Annotated in this window: 14 protein-coding genes; 4 read left to right on the top strand and 10 right to left on the bottom strand. The window is 39.0% G+C overall.

The window, feature by feature from the left end:
• The first annotated feature begins 2 nt into the window (after nt 1-2).
• Nucleotides 3-1,505, top strand: a complete 1,503-nt coding sequence (locus RM552_RS06215; RefSeq protein ID WP_311367905.1) for a DUF3413 domain-containing protein — start codon at nt 3-5, stop codon at nt 1,503-1,505.
• Here RM552_RS06215 and RM552_RS06220 read toward each other — a convergent pair.
• The 5 genes from RM552_RS06220 to RM552_RS06240 are packed head-to-tail and all read right to left on the bottom strand — an operon-like array spanning nt 1,492 to nt 6,848.
• Complete coding sequence (locus tag RM552_RS06220; protein ID WP_311367906.1) at nt 1,492-2,064, bottom strand: D-glycero-alpha-D-manno-heptose-1,7-bisphosphate 7-phosphatase; 573 nt, start codon at nt 2,062-2,064, stop codon at nt 1,492-1,494. The two genes, RM552_RS06215 and RM552_RS06220, sit on opposite strands and share 14 nt — an antisense overlap.
• Nucleotides 2,065-2,116: 52 nt before the next feature.
• A complete protein-coding gene (gene mmsB, locus RM552_RS06225) occupies nt 2,117-3,013 on the bottom strand; it encodes a 3-hydroxyisobutyrate dehydrogenase (protein ID WP_311367907.1) in 897 nt (298 codons plus the stop codon).
• Nucleotides 2,997-4,175, bottom strand: coding sequence for an enoyl-CoA hydratase/isomerase family protein (locus RM552_RS06230; protein ID WP_311367908.1), 1,179 nt, complete (start codon nt 4,173-4,175; stop codon nt 2,997-2,999). The genes mmsB and RM552_RS06230 overlap by 17 nt, the downstream gene beginning before the upstream one ends.
• A gap of 10 nt (nt 4,176-4,185) precedes the next feature.
• On the bottom strand, nt 4,186-5,340 hold the full coding sequence (locus RM552_RS06235) for an acyl-CoA dehydrogenase family protein (protein WP_311367909.1): 1,155 nt from the start codon (nt 5,338-5,340) through the stop codon (nt 4,186-4,188).
• A gap of 17 nt (nt 5,341-5,357) precedes the next feature.
• Nucleotides 5,358-6,848 carry a CoA-acylating methylmalonate-semialdehyde dehydrogenase gene (locus tag RM552_RS06240; RefSeq protein WP_311367910.1) on the bottom strand — a complete coding sequence of 497 codons (1,491 nt, stop codon included), beginning with the start codon at nt 6,846-6,848 and terminating at the stop codon, nt 5,358-5,360.
• A 278-nt stretch (nt 6,849-7,126) separates the two neighbouring features.
• Between RM552_RS06240 and RM552_RS06245 the strand changes: the two genes are divergently transcribed.
• Together RM552_RS06245 and RM552_RS06250 are read left to right on the top strand one after the other, a co-directional pair.
• Nucleotides 7,127-8,812 carry a response regulator gene (locus RM552_RS06245; protein WP_311367911.1) on the top strand — a complete coding sequence of 562 codons (1,686 nt, stop codon included), beginning with the start codon at nt 7,127-7,129 and terminating at the stop codon, nt 8,810-8,812.
• 64 nt (nt 8,813-8,876) lie between these two features.
• Nucleotides 8,877-9,365, top strand: a complete 489-nt coding sequence (locus tag RM552_RS06250; RefSeq protein ID WP_311367912.1) for a glutathione peroxidase — start codon at nt 8,877-8,879, stop codon at nt 9,363-9,365.
• A 2-nt stretch (nt 9,366-9,367) separates the two neighbouring features.
• Here the strand turns inward: RM552_RS06250 and RM552_RS06255 are convergent, their stop codons facing one another.
• The 4 genes from RM552_RS06255 to RM552_RS06270 are packed head-to-tail and all read right to left on the bottom strand — an operon-like array spanning nt 9,368 to nt 12,929.
• The gene (locus RM552_RS06255) at nt 9,368-10,708 is read right to left on the bottom strand and encodes an NAD(P)/FAD-dependent oxidoreductase (protein ID WP_311367913.1); all 1,341 of its coding nucleotides are present in this window, start codon (nt 10,706-10,708) and stop codon (nt 9,368-9,370) included.
• A complete protein-coding gene (locus tag RM552_RS06260; RefSeq protein ID WP_311367914.1) occupies nt 10,705-11,358 on the bottom strand; it encodes a GNAT family N-acetyltransferase in 654 nt (217 codons plus the stop codon). The genes RM552_RS06255 and RM552_RS06260 overlap by 4 nt, the downstream gene beginning before the upstream one ends.
• 30 nt (nt 11,359-11,388) lie before the next feature.
• On the bottom strand, nt 11,389-12,156 hold the full coding sequence (locus RM552_RS06265) for a methyltransferase domain-containing protein (protein WP_311367915.1): 768 nt from the start codon (nt 12,154-12,156) through the stop codon (nt 11,389-11,391).
• 8 nt (nt 12,157-12,164) lie between these two features.
• The gene (locus RM552_RS06270; RefSeq protein ID WP_432277182.1) at nt 12,165-12,929 is read right to left on the bottom strand and encodes a Nif3-like dinuclear metal center hexameric protein; all 765 of its coding nucleotides are present in this window, start codon (nt 12,927-12,929) and stop codon (nt 12,165-12,167) included.
• A 95-nt stretch (nt 12,930-13,024) separates the two neighbouring features.
• Here RM552_RS06270 and RM552_RS06275 point away from each other — a divergent pair, with 95 nt between their 5' ends.
• Nucleotides 13,025-13,411 carry a hypothetical protein gene (locus RM552_RS06275; protein WP_311367917.1) on the top strand — a complete coding sequence of 129 codons (387 nt, stop codon included), beginning with the start codon at nt 13,025-13,027 and terminating at the stop codon, nt 13,409-13,411.
• Between the two features lie 67 nt (nt 13,412-13,478).
• Here RM552_RS06275 and sohB read toward each other — a convergent pair whose 3' ends face one another.
• A complete protein-coding gene (gene sohB / locus RM552_RS06280; RefSeq protein WP_311367918.1) occupies nt 13,479-14,504 on the bottom strand; it encodes a protease SohB in 1,026 nt (341 codons plus the stop codon).
• Nucleotides 14,505-14,732 lie beyond the last annotated feature (228 nt).

The raw sequence follows: 14,732 nt of genomic DNA on the forward strand, positions 1-14,732 counted from the left end.
ATATGATTTATTCTGAATCTCCAAGACGCCAGCAAATAACAAAACATGTTGGGTGGGGCCATTGGTTCGCGCTAGCGAACATATTTATGGCGATTGCTATATCGCTGGTTTATTTATTTTCGACGCCTATTGCAGATACTCCAATTAGCTTTATCTATCTAATAACCACGTGGTTAGGCCATACTAGTTTTATCATATTTTTAGGTTTTGTAATTTTGGTCTTACCATTGTGTTATCAAATCCAAAATATGCGAGTATTACGTGCCACCTCATCGGTGATTGCAGCCTCAAGTTTGGCACTACTAGCCTTCGACGCATTGTTATACAACAAAACTGGCTTTCATATATCTTTCAGTTCAGCTGAATTATTACGCAGTGAAACCCGAGGACAGATTGGGGCCTTTGGTTGGTTGCAGTGGTTTTATTTGATTTTACTTTTTATCATTTGGTTAATTTTTCAACTAGTAATTGCTAATGCAATTTATAAGCGTTTTGACCGTTTGCGTAAATATAAAATCGCACCCTACATTATAGTAACGTTTGTATTATGTTTTATTAGTAGTCATGCCATTCATGTTTGGGCAGATGCGAGACTGTATACACCCGTTCTAAAACAAGACAATATGTTTCCTTTATCTTACCCGGCAACGGCTAAAACCTTAATGGCTCGTTATGGTTTGCTTGATTTAGAAAACCGACAGCAGCTCGAAGAATTGCAATATAATAGCGATAGCAACCGTTTTAACTACCCACCACAACCTGTTTATTGCAGTGTTGATAATAGTAAAAAGGTGATTGTATTAGCTGTTGTGGAAGCAAGCAAAAATGAGGTGTTTGCTGGTCTTACCGCCAATAAATATCATCTTAATACTCAGCCCGACGATATTAGCCTTATCAGACAACTTCATTATGGCATCCCCAATAATTTGCTTAGCATGACGCAAAATCCGTCTGTTGTAGCCGAATTGATGGAAGCATTTGAAGTACCCTATCAAAGCTTTATCGCGAGCCAAGAAACTGAACAAGTATTTGCTGAACTTTCTAAACAAATGCTTGAAGCAAACAGTGGGTTATTTTTGGCGTCGTTGACATCAGCTCAGCTCGATCAATTAGACTTTAATGTCTTAGCTGATAATGCAAAAGTATTGTTAATTCATAAAAATCAGACTCTAGGTCATTATCAGTTACACAGTAACTTTGACATGCCACTTGTTGTTTCATCAAACGAAGACATTGCCCCCACTATTTTGCAATACTTTGAATGCAACGCACAAATTAGCCGTTACTCCACTGGACAAGCGCTTCAAGCCCCTACAAGAGAATGGATCGTTAGTACTCAAGATCAAAACTTAGTAGTACTACGCTACCCTTTAAAAACAATTGTTGGTACTGATGGTAGTCATGAAGTGGTAAACCTTGAAACCCAAACAAAAGTGCTGAAAGACATAGACACTAATTTATTAAGTCGGTCAATTAAGCATTTAAAAGATTTTAGCGAACAGTAGAAAGACGAATATTGCTCAATGCTTGTATCGGTTGAATGATAGTTTTTTGATGCTCTTGGTCAGCCAGTTCATGCATATCAGACTCGTGTGCACCCAACCAATAAGCTCTGCCGAGCTCGGCATTAATGGCAGTATACATATCTGATGCTTTGTCTCCGACCATAACGGAGCTCGATAGATTTATGGCAAATTCGTTTAATGCTTGTTCAATCATTCCTGTTTTAGGTTTTCGACACTCGCAGACCTTTCGGTAATCTCCGACGGCATGTTCAGGGTGATGTGGACACCAATATACCTTATCAATGTGCCCTCCCGAGCGCTTGAATTCACTCACCATCCAAGTATTTAAGAGAGTAAATTCTGTTTCTGAATAGTAACCCCTGCCAATGCCGGACTGATTAGTCACCACAAAAACTAGCATATTTGCCTTGTTCGCTTGTTTAACTAAGTCGAAAATGCCATCAATCCAAGAAAAATTTTCTTTCTTAAATACATAGCCATGATTGACATTGATTACGCCGTCTCTATCAAGAAACAATGCACTTTTTTGAATTTGCATATTTAGCCAGCACTAATAAATAATAACACTACATATTTAACGATATTATACTTTATTTTTGCTCCGAATATGCTTTAAATATAGATGAAAAATCTAAGCTTCCGTGGCCATTTTTTTTATGCATCTGATACAAAGACTTTGCCATTGCGCCCATTGGCACCAATGAACTATTACTAGCTGCAGCATTCATCGCCAGGGCTAAATCTTTATTCATTAGATCAACCATAAAACCGCCTTGGTATTCATTAGACGCTGGAGTGGCCGGCATTACACCGGGTGCAGGGTTGTATTTTTCTAGGGTCCAATTATTTCCTGAGCTTTGCTGCATAATTTTTGACATCACTGCCGCATCGATGCCATTGTCAACGGCTAACTGCAGGGCCTCAGAAGTGCCTGACATTAATATTGCTAGCAACATATTATTGCATATTTTTGCAACCTGACCGGCGCCAGGACCGCCCGCATGAAAACAATGCTCACCCATAATTTCTAATATTGGTTTTGCAGCTAGCATATCGCTTTCGCTACCACCTACAATAAAGGTTAGACTACCTGCAGCCGCTCCAGCAACACCCCCTGATACAGGTGCATCAACAAATTTATGACCAGCTTGTTGCGCTCTTTCATGAAGTAGCTTCGCGATATCAGCTTCAATAGTACTGCAATCGATTAGCAAACACTTGTCCTTAAGTTTAGGTAAAATTTCTCCATATAGGCTTTCAACATGCCTACCGGCTGGTAACATGCTGACTACACAGTTAACATTCGAAACAGCCTCTACTGGTGTATTAGCTCCAATCGCTCCACAATTAACTAAGTCATCTACTGGTGCCTGAATTAAGTCGAATACAGTTACTTTAACGCCGGCTTTTAGCAAGTTTTTTGCCATACCCGAACCCATATTACCTAACCCAAAAAAAGCAATATGTATATCATTCGCGTGAGTCATTGTGCACTCCAAATTGTTGCTCTAAATTACCTAAACCTTGTTTCTCACTCTCGCATAAAAACGTAAAGTGTTTTTCGATAACACTGTCAGGAACGTCAGTATGAGACTTATAATGCCATTTTGGTGATTTATCTTTATCAATCAGTAAAGCTCTTACACCCTCTTGGAATTCACCATTGATACTGCACCGGTATGCCATATTCAGCTCCATACGAAAGCAATCCGCTAACTTCAGTTTATTTCCTCTTTTGAGTTGCTCGACAACTAGCTTTGCCGTTATTGGACTGCCATAACAATAATTATCAAGCGCTTTTTGTAAATATGTAATTTGATTTAATTGAAGCTCTTTGCCTTGGATAAGCGTACGTAAATAATTTTCAATATCAGCTAGACTTTGCATCTCTTCAAGCACCGCTAATGTATCAAAAAGCGGTGCAATTGTGGGGACCGGAATATTACTTGAATCGTTGCTTTGTAAAGCTTCGCATGTCTTGCGAATACTCTGCATATCTATTTGTTCGAGTGCTTGTAATTGAGTGATAAAGTTAAGTTTTTCTTGATTTAAAATCAGATGGTTGGCTATGCCTATGTCGATGCAATCTTTGGCATTGACGCTGGACGCTGTTAACCCTAAAAACTTTCCAACGCCTTTTGGCATTTTATTTAAAAAATAACTCGCGCCTACATCAGGGAAAAGACCAATGCTTATTTCGGGCATCGCTACTCGCGCGGTTTCACTTACAATTTTAAGATGAGAGCCTGCAAACACACCTAAACCACCGCCCATAATAATGCCGCTACCCCATGCAATTATCGGTTTAGGGTAAGCATGTATGCAATAATCAAGACGGTATTCAGTAGCAAAAAATTCAGCCATAAAGTCGGGCAGATCTTCTGGGTTATTTTTTGCTTCTTTAGACATTGCAGTGTACATACTGACAATATCACCTCCTGCGCAAAACGCTTTTTCAAGACAGCTATCGATAAACACCGCTGCAATGCTATTATCGTGTTGCCAAGCTTGTAATTGCTCTAGTATGGCTTTTACCATTTTTAGGTCTAACGCATTTAACGAACTAGGCTTATTAAGTTGTATACGACCTATATTGGCGTTTGCTCGAGTTTCTAATTTTGAAATGACTACCGTTTCAATATGATTCATTTTGAAATACCTATACTATTTCACTCATATCCGACAGCAGGCGCCGTGCAATAATGACGCGCATTATTTCATTGGTACCTTCTAGGATTTGATGGACACGTACATCGCGCACATGACGCTCTAATGGATACTCTTTGATGTAGCCATAACCCCCATGTATTTGCAGTGCTTGATTGCATACATCAAAACCAACATCCGTAGCAAAACGCTTCGCCATGGCACAATATGTACTTCTATCCCTATGTTTAATATCTATTTTACTCGCAGCTAAGCGCACTAGTTGGCGCGCTGCAACAAGTTCTGTCGCCATATCGGCTAATTTAAACTGTAGGGCTTGAAAACTAGCTAAGGGTTTACCAAATTGCTGTCTATCTTGCATATACGCGGTCGCAGTATTGAGCGCTTGCTGAGCAGTACCAATTGAGCAGGTTGCAATATTAATGCGACCACCGTCTAAACCTTGCATAGCAAATTTGAAACCTTGCCCAAGACTACCTAATAAGTAGGCTTTGTTTATACGAACATCATCAAAACTGACCATACGCGTTGGCTGTGCATTCCAGCCCATTTTCTCTTCTGCTTTACCGTATGATATACCTTTGGTATCAGCAGGCACTACAAACGCTGATATACCATTAGGGCCAGCTTCACCTGTGCGGGCCATTACTACCAAAACTTGTGTCGAACCCGCCCCTGATATAAACACCTTTGCACCATTTAATACGAAATCGTCACCATCTTGTTTGGCTGTACTTCTTAAATTTGCCGCATCAGAACCATTACCTGGCTCCGTCAAACAATAGCTGGCAATACTCTCGCCTGAGACTAAACTGTCCATAAACTCATTTCTGACTTGCTCACTTCCCCAAGAAGCTATCATCCAAGTCGCCATGTTGTGAATGGTTAACATCGCAGTAGTAGTTGTGCATCCCATTGCTAATTGTTCAAACACAATCGATGAATCGAGTCTTGATAAGCCCAAACCACCTGCGTCTTCTGGCGTATATAAACTACAAAAGCCTAGTTCACCGGCTTTTTTAATGACATCAACTGGAAAATGATGGTCTCTGTCCCATTGTGCAGCGAACGGGCTTAATTCAGCTTCTGAAAATTGCTTTGCAGTATCAATAAACGCTTGTTGATCTTCGTTTAATTCGAAATCCATTACCCCGCCTCCCACTATTAACGTAAATTTATGGTCATATTTGGCCCGCTAACCGTTTCGTCATCAAACCATCTTGCAGTAATTGTTTTGGTTTCGGTATAAAAACGAATTGCTTGTTTGCCATATGCATGTAAATCGCCATAAAAAGAATTTTTCCACCCCGTGAAAGAGAAAAACGGTAAGGGAACAGGAATAGGCACATTGATACCAACTTGCCCAACTTCAACATTGCTTTGATAGTTTCGAGCGACGGCGCCGCTGGACGTGAATATTGATGTTCCATTGCCAAATGGATTTGCATTTACCAATGCTATTGCATCCGCTAGGGAGTCAACCCGCATACAGCATAAAACAGGGCCAAATATTTCTTGTTGGTAGATTTGCATCTCGGCATTCACATTGGTAAATACCGTTGGACCAACCCAATTGCCATTTTCATGGCCTTCAACACTAAAATCACTGCCGTCTACCAAACAAGTGGCACCTTCTTTTTTACCTTGCTCAATAAGCGATAAAACTCTGGCTTTTGCTTGAGGAGATATTAACGGACCAAAACCAGCTTCTTTGTCATCCCAAAGGCCAGGTTTAACCTGACCAATCTTGGCTGCTAATTCGTCTATCCACTCACTACTTTCACCCACAAAAACAGCAACAGATATTGCCATACAACGTTGCCCAGCAGCACCAACGCTTGCTCCAACAAGGTTATTGAGTACTTGTTGTTTATTCGCGTCAGGCATAATCACAGAATGGTTTTTAGCACCGGCAAAACACTGTGCTCGTTTCATGTTGGCCGTTGCCGTTCGGTAAATATGCTGTCCAACTGGCACACTGCCAACAAATGAAACTGCCTTTATATCGGGGTGTTCTAATAGTGTGTTAACTTGCTCTTTACCACCATGTACAATATTTAATACCCCTTTTGGTGCACCCGCTTGAGCAAATAATTCTGCCAATTTCATAGGCGTTAGTGGGTCTTGTTCCGAAGGTTTTAGTACAAAAGTGTTGCCGCATGCAATTGCCATCGGAAACATCCATAGTGGGATCATAGCGGGGAAATTAAAAGGTGTAATTCCAAAACATACTCCCAATGGCTGAATCATACTGTAAGTGTCAATATTTGTAGCGACATTCTCAACGGTTTCCCCCATCATCAAAGATGCTACATTGGCAGCTTGTTCAACGACTTCAATACCTCGCCACACATCGCCTTTTGCATCTTCTAAGGTTTTACCCGTCTCTTGGGATAATATTTTTGCGATATCATCATGATTTTCCTTAAGCAAATGCTGATAACGCAACATCACTCTTGCTCGTTCTGAAATAGGTACTTTTTTCCAAGATTCAAAAGCTTGTTTTGCCGATTCTACCGCTGCGGATATTTCTGCGTCTGTAGTGACAGGAAGTTGAGCAATTTCTTTATTATTCGCCGGATTCGTTACTGAAATAAAGTCAGCTGATGCTGAAAACTCAAAATTACCGTTTATTAACTGTTTAACTTTTGACATATACACTCTTCAATTTACTGATTTACATGTAAGCAGCTGTAGCTAAAAGCCCATTTTATGCTTTCATCGCAAAGCTTACCTTTACGTTAACGTTAACTATAAATGAATATAGGGTGAAATGTAAACAATCAGTCGCCTACAAACATGGATAAGAGACTCGGTAAATTACGCTGCACACGCGTTTAAGTGTTTTCTAAAATGACCGATATAGCTATATATATCGTCATAGCGCTAAGCAATTTTGCTTATCAACAATAACTTCACATCGGCAATCATTCATGACAGAAGCGTCACAACTTTTACCTACCGCAGAAAAATCGCGCCAGTCTCGATTGCTACGTATTGCGATTGTGGAGGATAATGCTACTGCACGAACAAATCTAAGAGGTCACTTGATGGCCATTGAGCAGTTTGATATTGCCAGTTACAGCAACGGGAATGAATTAAAAAATGGACTGCGCTTAGCCAATTTTGACTTGGTATTAATGGATTTCCATTTAGGTCAAAGTAAAACAGGTGTAGAGTGGATATTACAATTGCAAGAGCAAGGTTTATTCAAAGCATCCACCGGTTTAGTGTTTGTCACGTCTGACGGCATGCCGCAAACAATTGGCCAAATACTCGATTTACACCCCGATTTTATCATAATCAAACCCTATACTATGCGGAGTTTGCGTTTGAATATGATTCATTATTTACGCCTGCGTAAAGAGATCCAACCTGTTTTAGACTGTATGAGTCGGAAAGACAATTTACAGGCCCTCAACATCATTACCCATATGTTAAAAGGCAATGTAAACAAACGTTTTAAAAATGATTTTTTAAAAATGCGTGGTCGACTACTCATGGCCGAAAAACAATACCCTGAAGCTATTAGCTTATACTCCGATGTATTAAAAAAATCGTCGAATATTTTATGGGCGCATTGGGGTTTAATCAAAAGTGAATTTTTTACCGGGCGATGGCAACAGTGCCAAAAAATGCTTAACCACTTAATTTCAGAAAGCCTGACAAAAGACAAAGCATTTGAGTGGATGGCTAGCTTATCTATAGGCAAGAAAGACTACCATGAAGCTGCTCGCTTACTCGATAACATAAAAGATAGCGAACTATCTATTCAAGCCACAAGATTAAAAGTCTTTGCATACAAAATGTTGGACAAGAGCGATTTAGCACAAGCACTACTAGAAAAGAAAGTCCAAAACAACTTATCTGTAAAGGACAGAATGTTCGATTATGCGCTTGAACTCGCCAGATTTCATATTCAAATGGCAGAACACTTAGTCAATAGTGATGACCATGTAACACTGTCACAAGAAGATTACGAAGAACAAAGACTGCACAAACTCATTGAAGCGAGAAAATTAATAGGTAAGGCAAACAGAGGCCAAGCTGATCGCCAGTCAGAAACACAAAAAAACTATATGTTAGCCCTTGCATATACCATTGAAGGTGACCAAGAACGGGCTGAAAAACTTATTCATGATACCAATTCAATCGGCAGTTTGTCGAAGGCCAACACTAGCACCCTCATTGACGCAGTTAAAGTTTGGTTTGGATTAGGTAACAGCGATAAAGCAAATGAAATCTTAGCAGAATGCGATGAACAACTGCTAGTGCAAGAAAATCACATAGAAAGACTTATTTGTGCAGAGTTAGTGTCAGAGCTTGAGGAAACTTATCATATTGAAAAAGACCGCGCTTTAGCTGCTAACGACAAGGGCATGAAATTATACAATGCACGTGAATATAGTGATGCAATCGCTTGTTTTCATAAAGCTTATTCTACCTTTCCGGGTGTTCCTGCCTTTTCATTGAATTTACTGCAATGTTTAGGAGACCTTGAGCAACAGGAATTCAAAGGTTTATTAGTCGATCATCTTTTACAAGAATTAGAAACTGTGACACTCAATGAAAAAAATCAAAAGCGCTTAGCGCGGATAAAAGTAAAATTAGGCCGCTAAGCAATATTTAATAGATTTATGATATTATTGTTTTTAATTTATACCAAAAACAGGATATCGCGGCATGTCGGAAGACTTTTATTCACTCACGTTTACCAATAATAAAAATCAAGAAGTTAAACTTTCTGAATACGAAGGCAAAGTAGTATTGATAGTTAACACCGCTAGTAAATGCGGCTTCACTCCACAATATAAAGGCTTAGAAGAACTTTATCAAAAATACCAAGCCCAAGGTTTAGTTGTACTTGGTTTCCCTTGCGATCAATTTGGCGGTCAAGAGCCTGGTTCTGACCAAGATATTGAGCAATTTTGCGAATTAAATTTTGGGGTAACATTTCCATTATCCAAAAAGGTGGAAGTCAACGGTGATAATGCTCATCCTGTTTTTAAAAAAGTAACGACAGACGCACGGGGCTTATTGGGAAGTGCTAGGATTAAGTGGAATTTCACTAAGTTTTTAATTGGAAAAGATGGGCAAGTCATTAAACGTTTTGCTAGCACTACTAAACCAATGGCTATTTCAGGGGCAATTGAAAAAGCCTTAAACGCTTAACGCTAGGAACCTCTGAGCTTAGTTAACGCATATAGACCATGTAAAGCGATTCTTCTCATTGTCGGGAATGGGTAAGTTTTTAATTCACTTTGCCAAAATGGTAGTTTTGGTAAAGTGTGTGGTTCATGCAGTAGTTGCGCTAAGCGCTTTCCAGCTTGTACCGAAAATGCTAAGCCTGCACCGCAATATCCGCTGCTATACAATATATTTTGTTGGGTATCGTGATAGATCCTTGGATAATCATCATAAGAAATATTGACCCAACCACTCCAAAATTTTTCCACCTCAACACTTTTTAACCTCGGGAAAGTCTCCAAAAGCCCATTTTCAAGTATTGTCCGATACTTTTTATGATTAGCACGTTTACCAGTCACGGCGCCTCTGCCACCAAATAAAAGGCGATTATTAGATAACAAGCGGTAATAGTATTTCATAGGTCTAGTGTCCATTACCATTAAGCCCTCTCGCATTTTAAGTAAATCAAGTTGCTCACTACTCAATGGCTTTGTCACTAAAATACTAGAAATGACAGGAAATGTTTTGTTTTTTAAAATAGGAAAAAGTTTATTAGGATGATAAGCATTGCTAGCTATAATCAACGTTTTTGCGTGTATTTTACCATTTGGTGTAAACAACACATGCTGTTTTGCATTAGCATTTTGTTTATCAAGGCAGTTGATTAGCGGCGTATTACCAAAAATCTTAACTCCTTGTTTTTCGACACGCTCTGCCAGTCCATGACAAAACAACCAAGGGTTTATTCCAAAAGCGTTAGGAAAATATATGCCCCCTGCAGATTTTACACCTCCTAAATATTCATCTTTTACCTGCGCCTGACTCAAAGGAATAATGGCGTCCTTGTAGGTTGAACTATGTTCAACAAGCTGTTGATGCAATGGTGCTAGTTTAGATGCTTTATGCGCTAACTTTATATACCCGCCATTTTGTCTCTGACAATCTATACCACTGGTTATTAGCTCATCTACAGCATTAACAGAATCTAAAAACTCTTGATAAATCAATTTTGTTGTTACTTCACCCCATTTTTTAGTCATTTGCGGAGCACTCATTCGCCCGCTCCCAGGCAGAACAAAACCACCATTTCGGCCACTGCATCCCCAACCAGGTTGATTGGCATCAATCACAATACAATTTTTCTGGTATTTTGTTGCCAAATGGTAGGCAGTAGATAAGCCTGTATAACCTGCACCTACTATTGCGATTTCTGTTTCGACATCCTTATCTAATTTGGGGTATTGTTTCTTTTCTTCGCTTACCCATGCGCTATCTGGGTAAGGCTGATTGCTAGGGATTATGTTGTCTACTAAAGGGTCGTATATCATATGGATTTTTGTGAAAATTCGAGCAGCATTTCGGCTGCAACGCAGCAACAAATATTCTGACAAACCGGACAGACATATTCATCTTCAATTGAAGCACTTTGCCATTTATTTGGATGTTTTTTAATTAGCCGTCCACCGCATGCAGTGAAATATCGGTAGGCTGAGTTACCAGGACTTGCTAACCATATATGCGCTAAACCAGCCCTCGCCCCCTGTTGTTCGCAACGTTCAATAGATCTAGCTAAGAGAGTCGAGCCTATTCCACTGCCTCGATAATTGATATCGACTGTGTTGCATTTGAAATAGCATATATTCTGATGTTCATGAGACCAATCTTGCGGGGAACACCATTCATCAACATTCCAATTATTTGCGGCTATTGTTAATCTGAAACCAACTAATAAACCATCTTTTAGAATACGTTTTTTCTTTCGCGACTGTATTTCTGGTGTGTGTAACTCGCTTGAGGCTTGCAAATTAAAATCGGTATCAATTGCTACCCAGCTAGCATTAATATTTTGAGACCAACTTTGTTGATACAAATTTTCAACGGTATTCAAGTTTAAATAATTGTCACCGTGAACATCGTTTCCAAGTTCTACAATTGCCGCAAAGTGTTGTGGTGCTAAAGGAACATATTTAATGCTCATAACGACTCCTTTTTACAGCCATAAAACATTTCATAATTTGTGAATTATCACATGAAAATATTTACCCAACCACATAAAGGGAACTTGACTACCGTATTCTATTTCTAGTTCGAACAATCGCTGATAATCGTTCACAATACTTTCTTTTTTTTGCAAATAGTCATGAATACATCTAATTCCCGACTGTTTTACAATACTGAGATCACTTCGACCTTCTAACCACTTTATTACAACTTGGGCAGACTGAGCATTATGTGGATTTAGACGCACTGTATTTTTATGCGGCATGCCATTAATCACATAATCAAAATTTCCATATATTAAATTATTAAATGCTTTGGCGTCTTGATTAAAAAAACTCAACGATAACACGCCATTTTTATCTAATAATTTCAAGGCCTGATCTATTGCGTCGAATGGATTTTCAAGCCACTCTAACAGCGCATGGCAGAGTATTAAATCGTAGCTTTTTGCTGGCTTGGTTTTGTAGTTACTGACAAAACCATCAAAAGACATATTGTATATTTCAATATTTTTAGCATCATTTAAGCGATTTTCGGCTATTTTTAATGCATCTTTTGAGATATCCACTAGTGACACATGATGACCTTTTTGAGCAAATTCAGCACTCATCACACCGGTACCAGCGCCAATATCGAGCACATTAAGCGCATTTGAGTCTATAAACGAGCTCAAGTGATGTAGCAATAATTGATGTCTCAAACGCCCCTTGCTTGTGCCGTATATATTGGCATCAAACTTATTGGCTATACCGTCAAAATTACCTCTGATTTCCATATTGTTGATTAAGCCGGGTTGTCAATGTCGATAAATTGCACACTGATTTTGTGCTGTTTTGATATCCATTCACCTACAGCCTTAACACCATAACGTTCTGTTGCATGATGTCCTGCAGCAAAGTAAACAATATCTTGTTCAAGCGCGCTATGAGTCGTCTGCTCAGATATTTCACCTGAAATATATGCATCTATTGCAATGCTTCCCGTTGCTACTTTATCAATGTATGACTGGCCGCCACCCGTGCACCATGCAAGCTTTGTAATGGTAGTATTCTCACCTACCCCTAATGCTCTTCTATTCAATCTATCTGAAATCAAATCACATAGCTTTTCATTATCTAGTGAATTTTCAAGGTCTCCAAGCATGACAATTCCTTTGGGACTAATGTCGGGATGCGGAACAATATTAATACATCCTAATTGAAGTCCTAACTGCATGTTATTTCCTAATTCAGGATGAACATCAATCGGTAAATGGTAAGCTAAAAGGCTAATATTATGAGCAAGTAATTTTTGTAAGCGTTTTTTCTTCATGCCTGTGATGATTGGGTTTTCGCCTTTCCAAAAGTAGCCGTGGTGGACCAATATAAGGTCAGCTTTTGCTTCGATTGCAGCATCAATAAGAGCCTCACTAGCAGTGACGCCCGTGACAATTTTATTGACCTTGTGATTGCCTTCGACCTGCAAACCATTTGGGCAATAATCATGCATTTGCATAGGATTTAGCAGCTCATTTAAATGTTTTATAAGTTGTTGTAATAGCAATTTCAAATCCTTTTTATAAGAAATTAGACATTTCTGCTAATTTAGGTATAAACTATTCAATATTAACAAATTTTAAACAATAAAAAGGTACATTATTATTTATGAGTAAACTAGACAAAGATACCGTACTGGAATCTTTTACCAAAGCATACACAAAAGCTAACGGAAAAGCCCCGACAATAGAGGCAAAAGGTGGTTGGTATAGTGTTGATGGCGGCAAAAATGTGCGTCTAGCTCAGTTAGACGAAATGGCAACTGAACTTTCTGCAGCGACTAAAAGTGCTAAAGCTTCACCCGCTAAAGAAAAAGCGCCAGCAGCCAAAGCAAAACCTGCTGCTAAAAAGGCAGCTGCGCCAAAAGAAACGCCAGCACCTAAGAAAAAAGCCCCTGCAGCTAAAAAAGCTAAAGCGGCCAAAACGTTTTCAGTTCGTGATTTTTATATTCAGCAAATTATGGCTGATAATTCAGGCGCAAAAGCTCCTCGCTAGTTTTCTTTTTCAGAAAAAAAAGGACCTTTATGGTCCTTTTTTTATGTATGAAATCGAAATGTTGCCACTACAATTGCCAGTTTCTAAGGCCTGCAAGCACTCTTGTAAAGGCATTTTCTACACCGTCTGATACAGCTAGGCCAAGCTTTTGAGCAAGTGTCTTTTTACTGGCATATTTTAATGTATACAATTTAAACGACTTGTTCGCTTTCATTAAAAAGTCATCAGAGGTTTGCAAAGTATCAACTAATTGCTTTTCTAGCGCTTTAGATCCATACCAATATTCACCTGTCGCTACTTGGTCAATCTCTAGGCTCGGTCGATTAGTCGTGACGAACTCTTTGAACATTATGTGCACTTCTTCAAGCTCCGACTGAAACTTAGAACGACCTTCTTCGGTATTTTCACCAAAAACAGTTAAGGTGCGTTTGAACTCTCCGGCGGTATGCATTTCATAATCAATATCGTTCTTTTTAAGTAATTTATTAAAATTAGGTATTTGAGCAACCACACCAATTGATCCAACAATTGCAAAAGGTGCTGCGATTATGTTGTCGGCCACGCAAGCCATCATATAACCGCCGCTCGCTGCAATCTTATCGATGCTTATCGTTAATTTTAATCCACGGTCTTTAATACGTTGTAACTGCGAAGCAGCAAGCCCATATCCATGTACTACTCCCCCACCACTTTCAACTTTGACCAATACTTCGTCGTTGTCTTTAGCAATGCATAAAATAGCGGTAATCTCTTTGCGAAGCGTCTCAACTTCTTTCGCCATTGGCGAGCCATTAAAATCGATTACAAATAAGTGATTAGTTTTAGTATCACTTTCAGTTTTCGTTTTTTTCTTAGTCTTTTTTTCTTCTTTTAAATGCTGTTTTAACTCATCTTTACTAAGCAGCGCTTGCTTTCCCATTTCCTCAAGATCATCAAAACTATCAGATAAGGATTCAAGTTCTAAGTTACCTGAAGGCGAACCTCCTTTTTGTTTGCTCGCCGCCGAGACAATAATTATCACGATGGCAGCAAAAGCGATAACAATGGTTATAGCTTGTGCTAAAAATAAACCGTATTCAAATAAAAATTGCAAACTATTGCTCCAATTGGTTGTTTCCCAAAATAATGTGGGGATGAAAGACAAAAGAAAAAGGGGATAAAAGTCCTTTTTTGTGATTTATACCATGATGTTAATTCAATAGCACACTATTCGTTATTTGTCCCATACACAAACAAGTCAGTTATTTTCAACTCGTACAATCTGAATTATTCATGCACTTACATAAACCCTATTTTAACAGGCTTGTGTAGCGCCTTTGTA

This window comes from Glaciecola petra, assembly GCF_031846345.1.
GTDB lineage: Bacteria > Pseudomonadota > Gammaproteobacteria > Enterobacterales > Alteromonadaceae > Glaciecola > Glaciecola petra.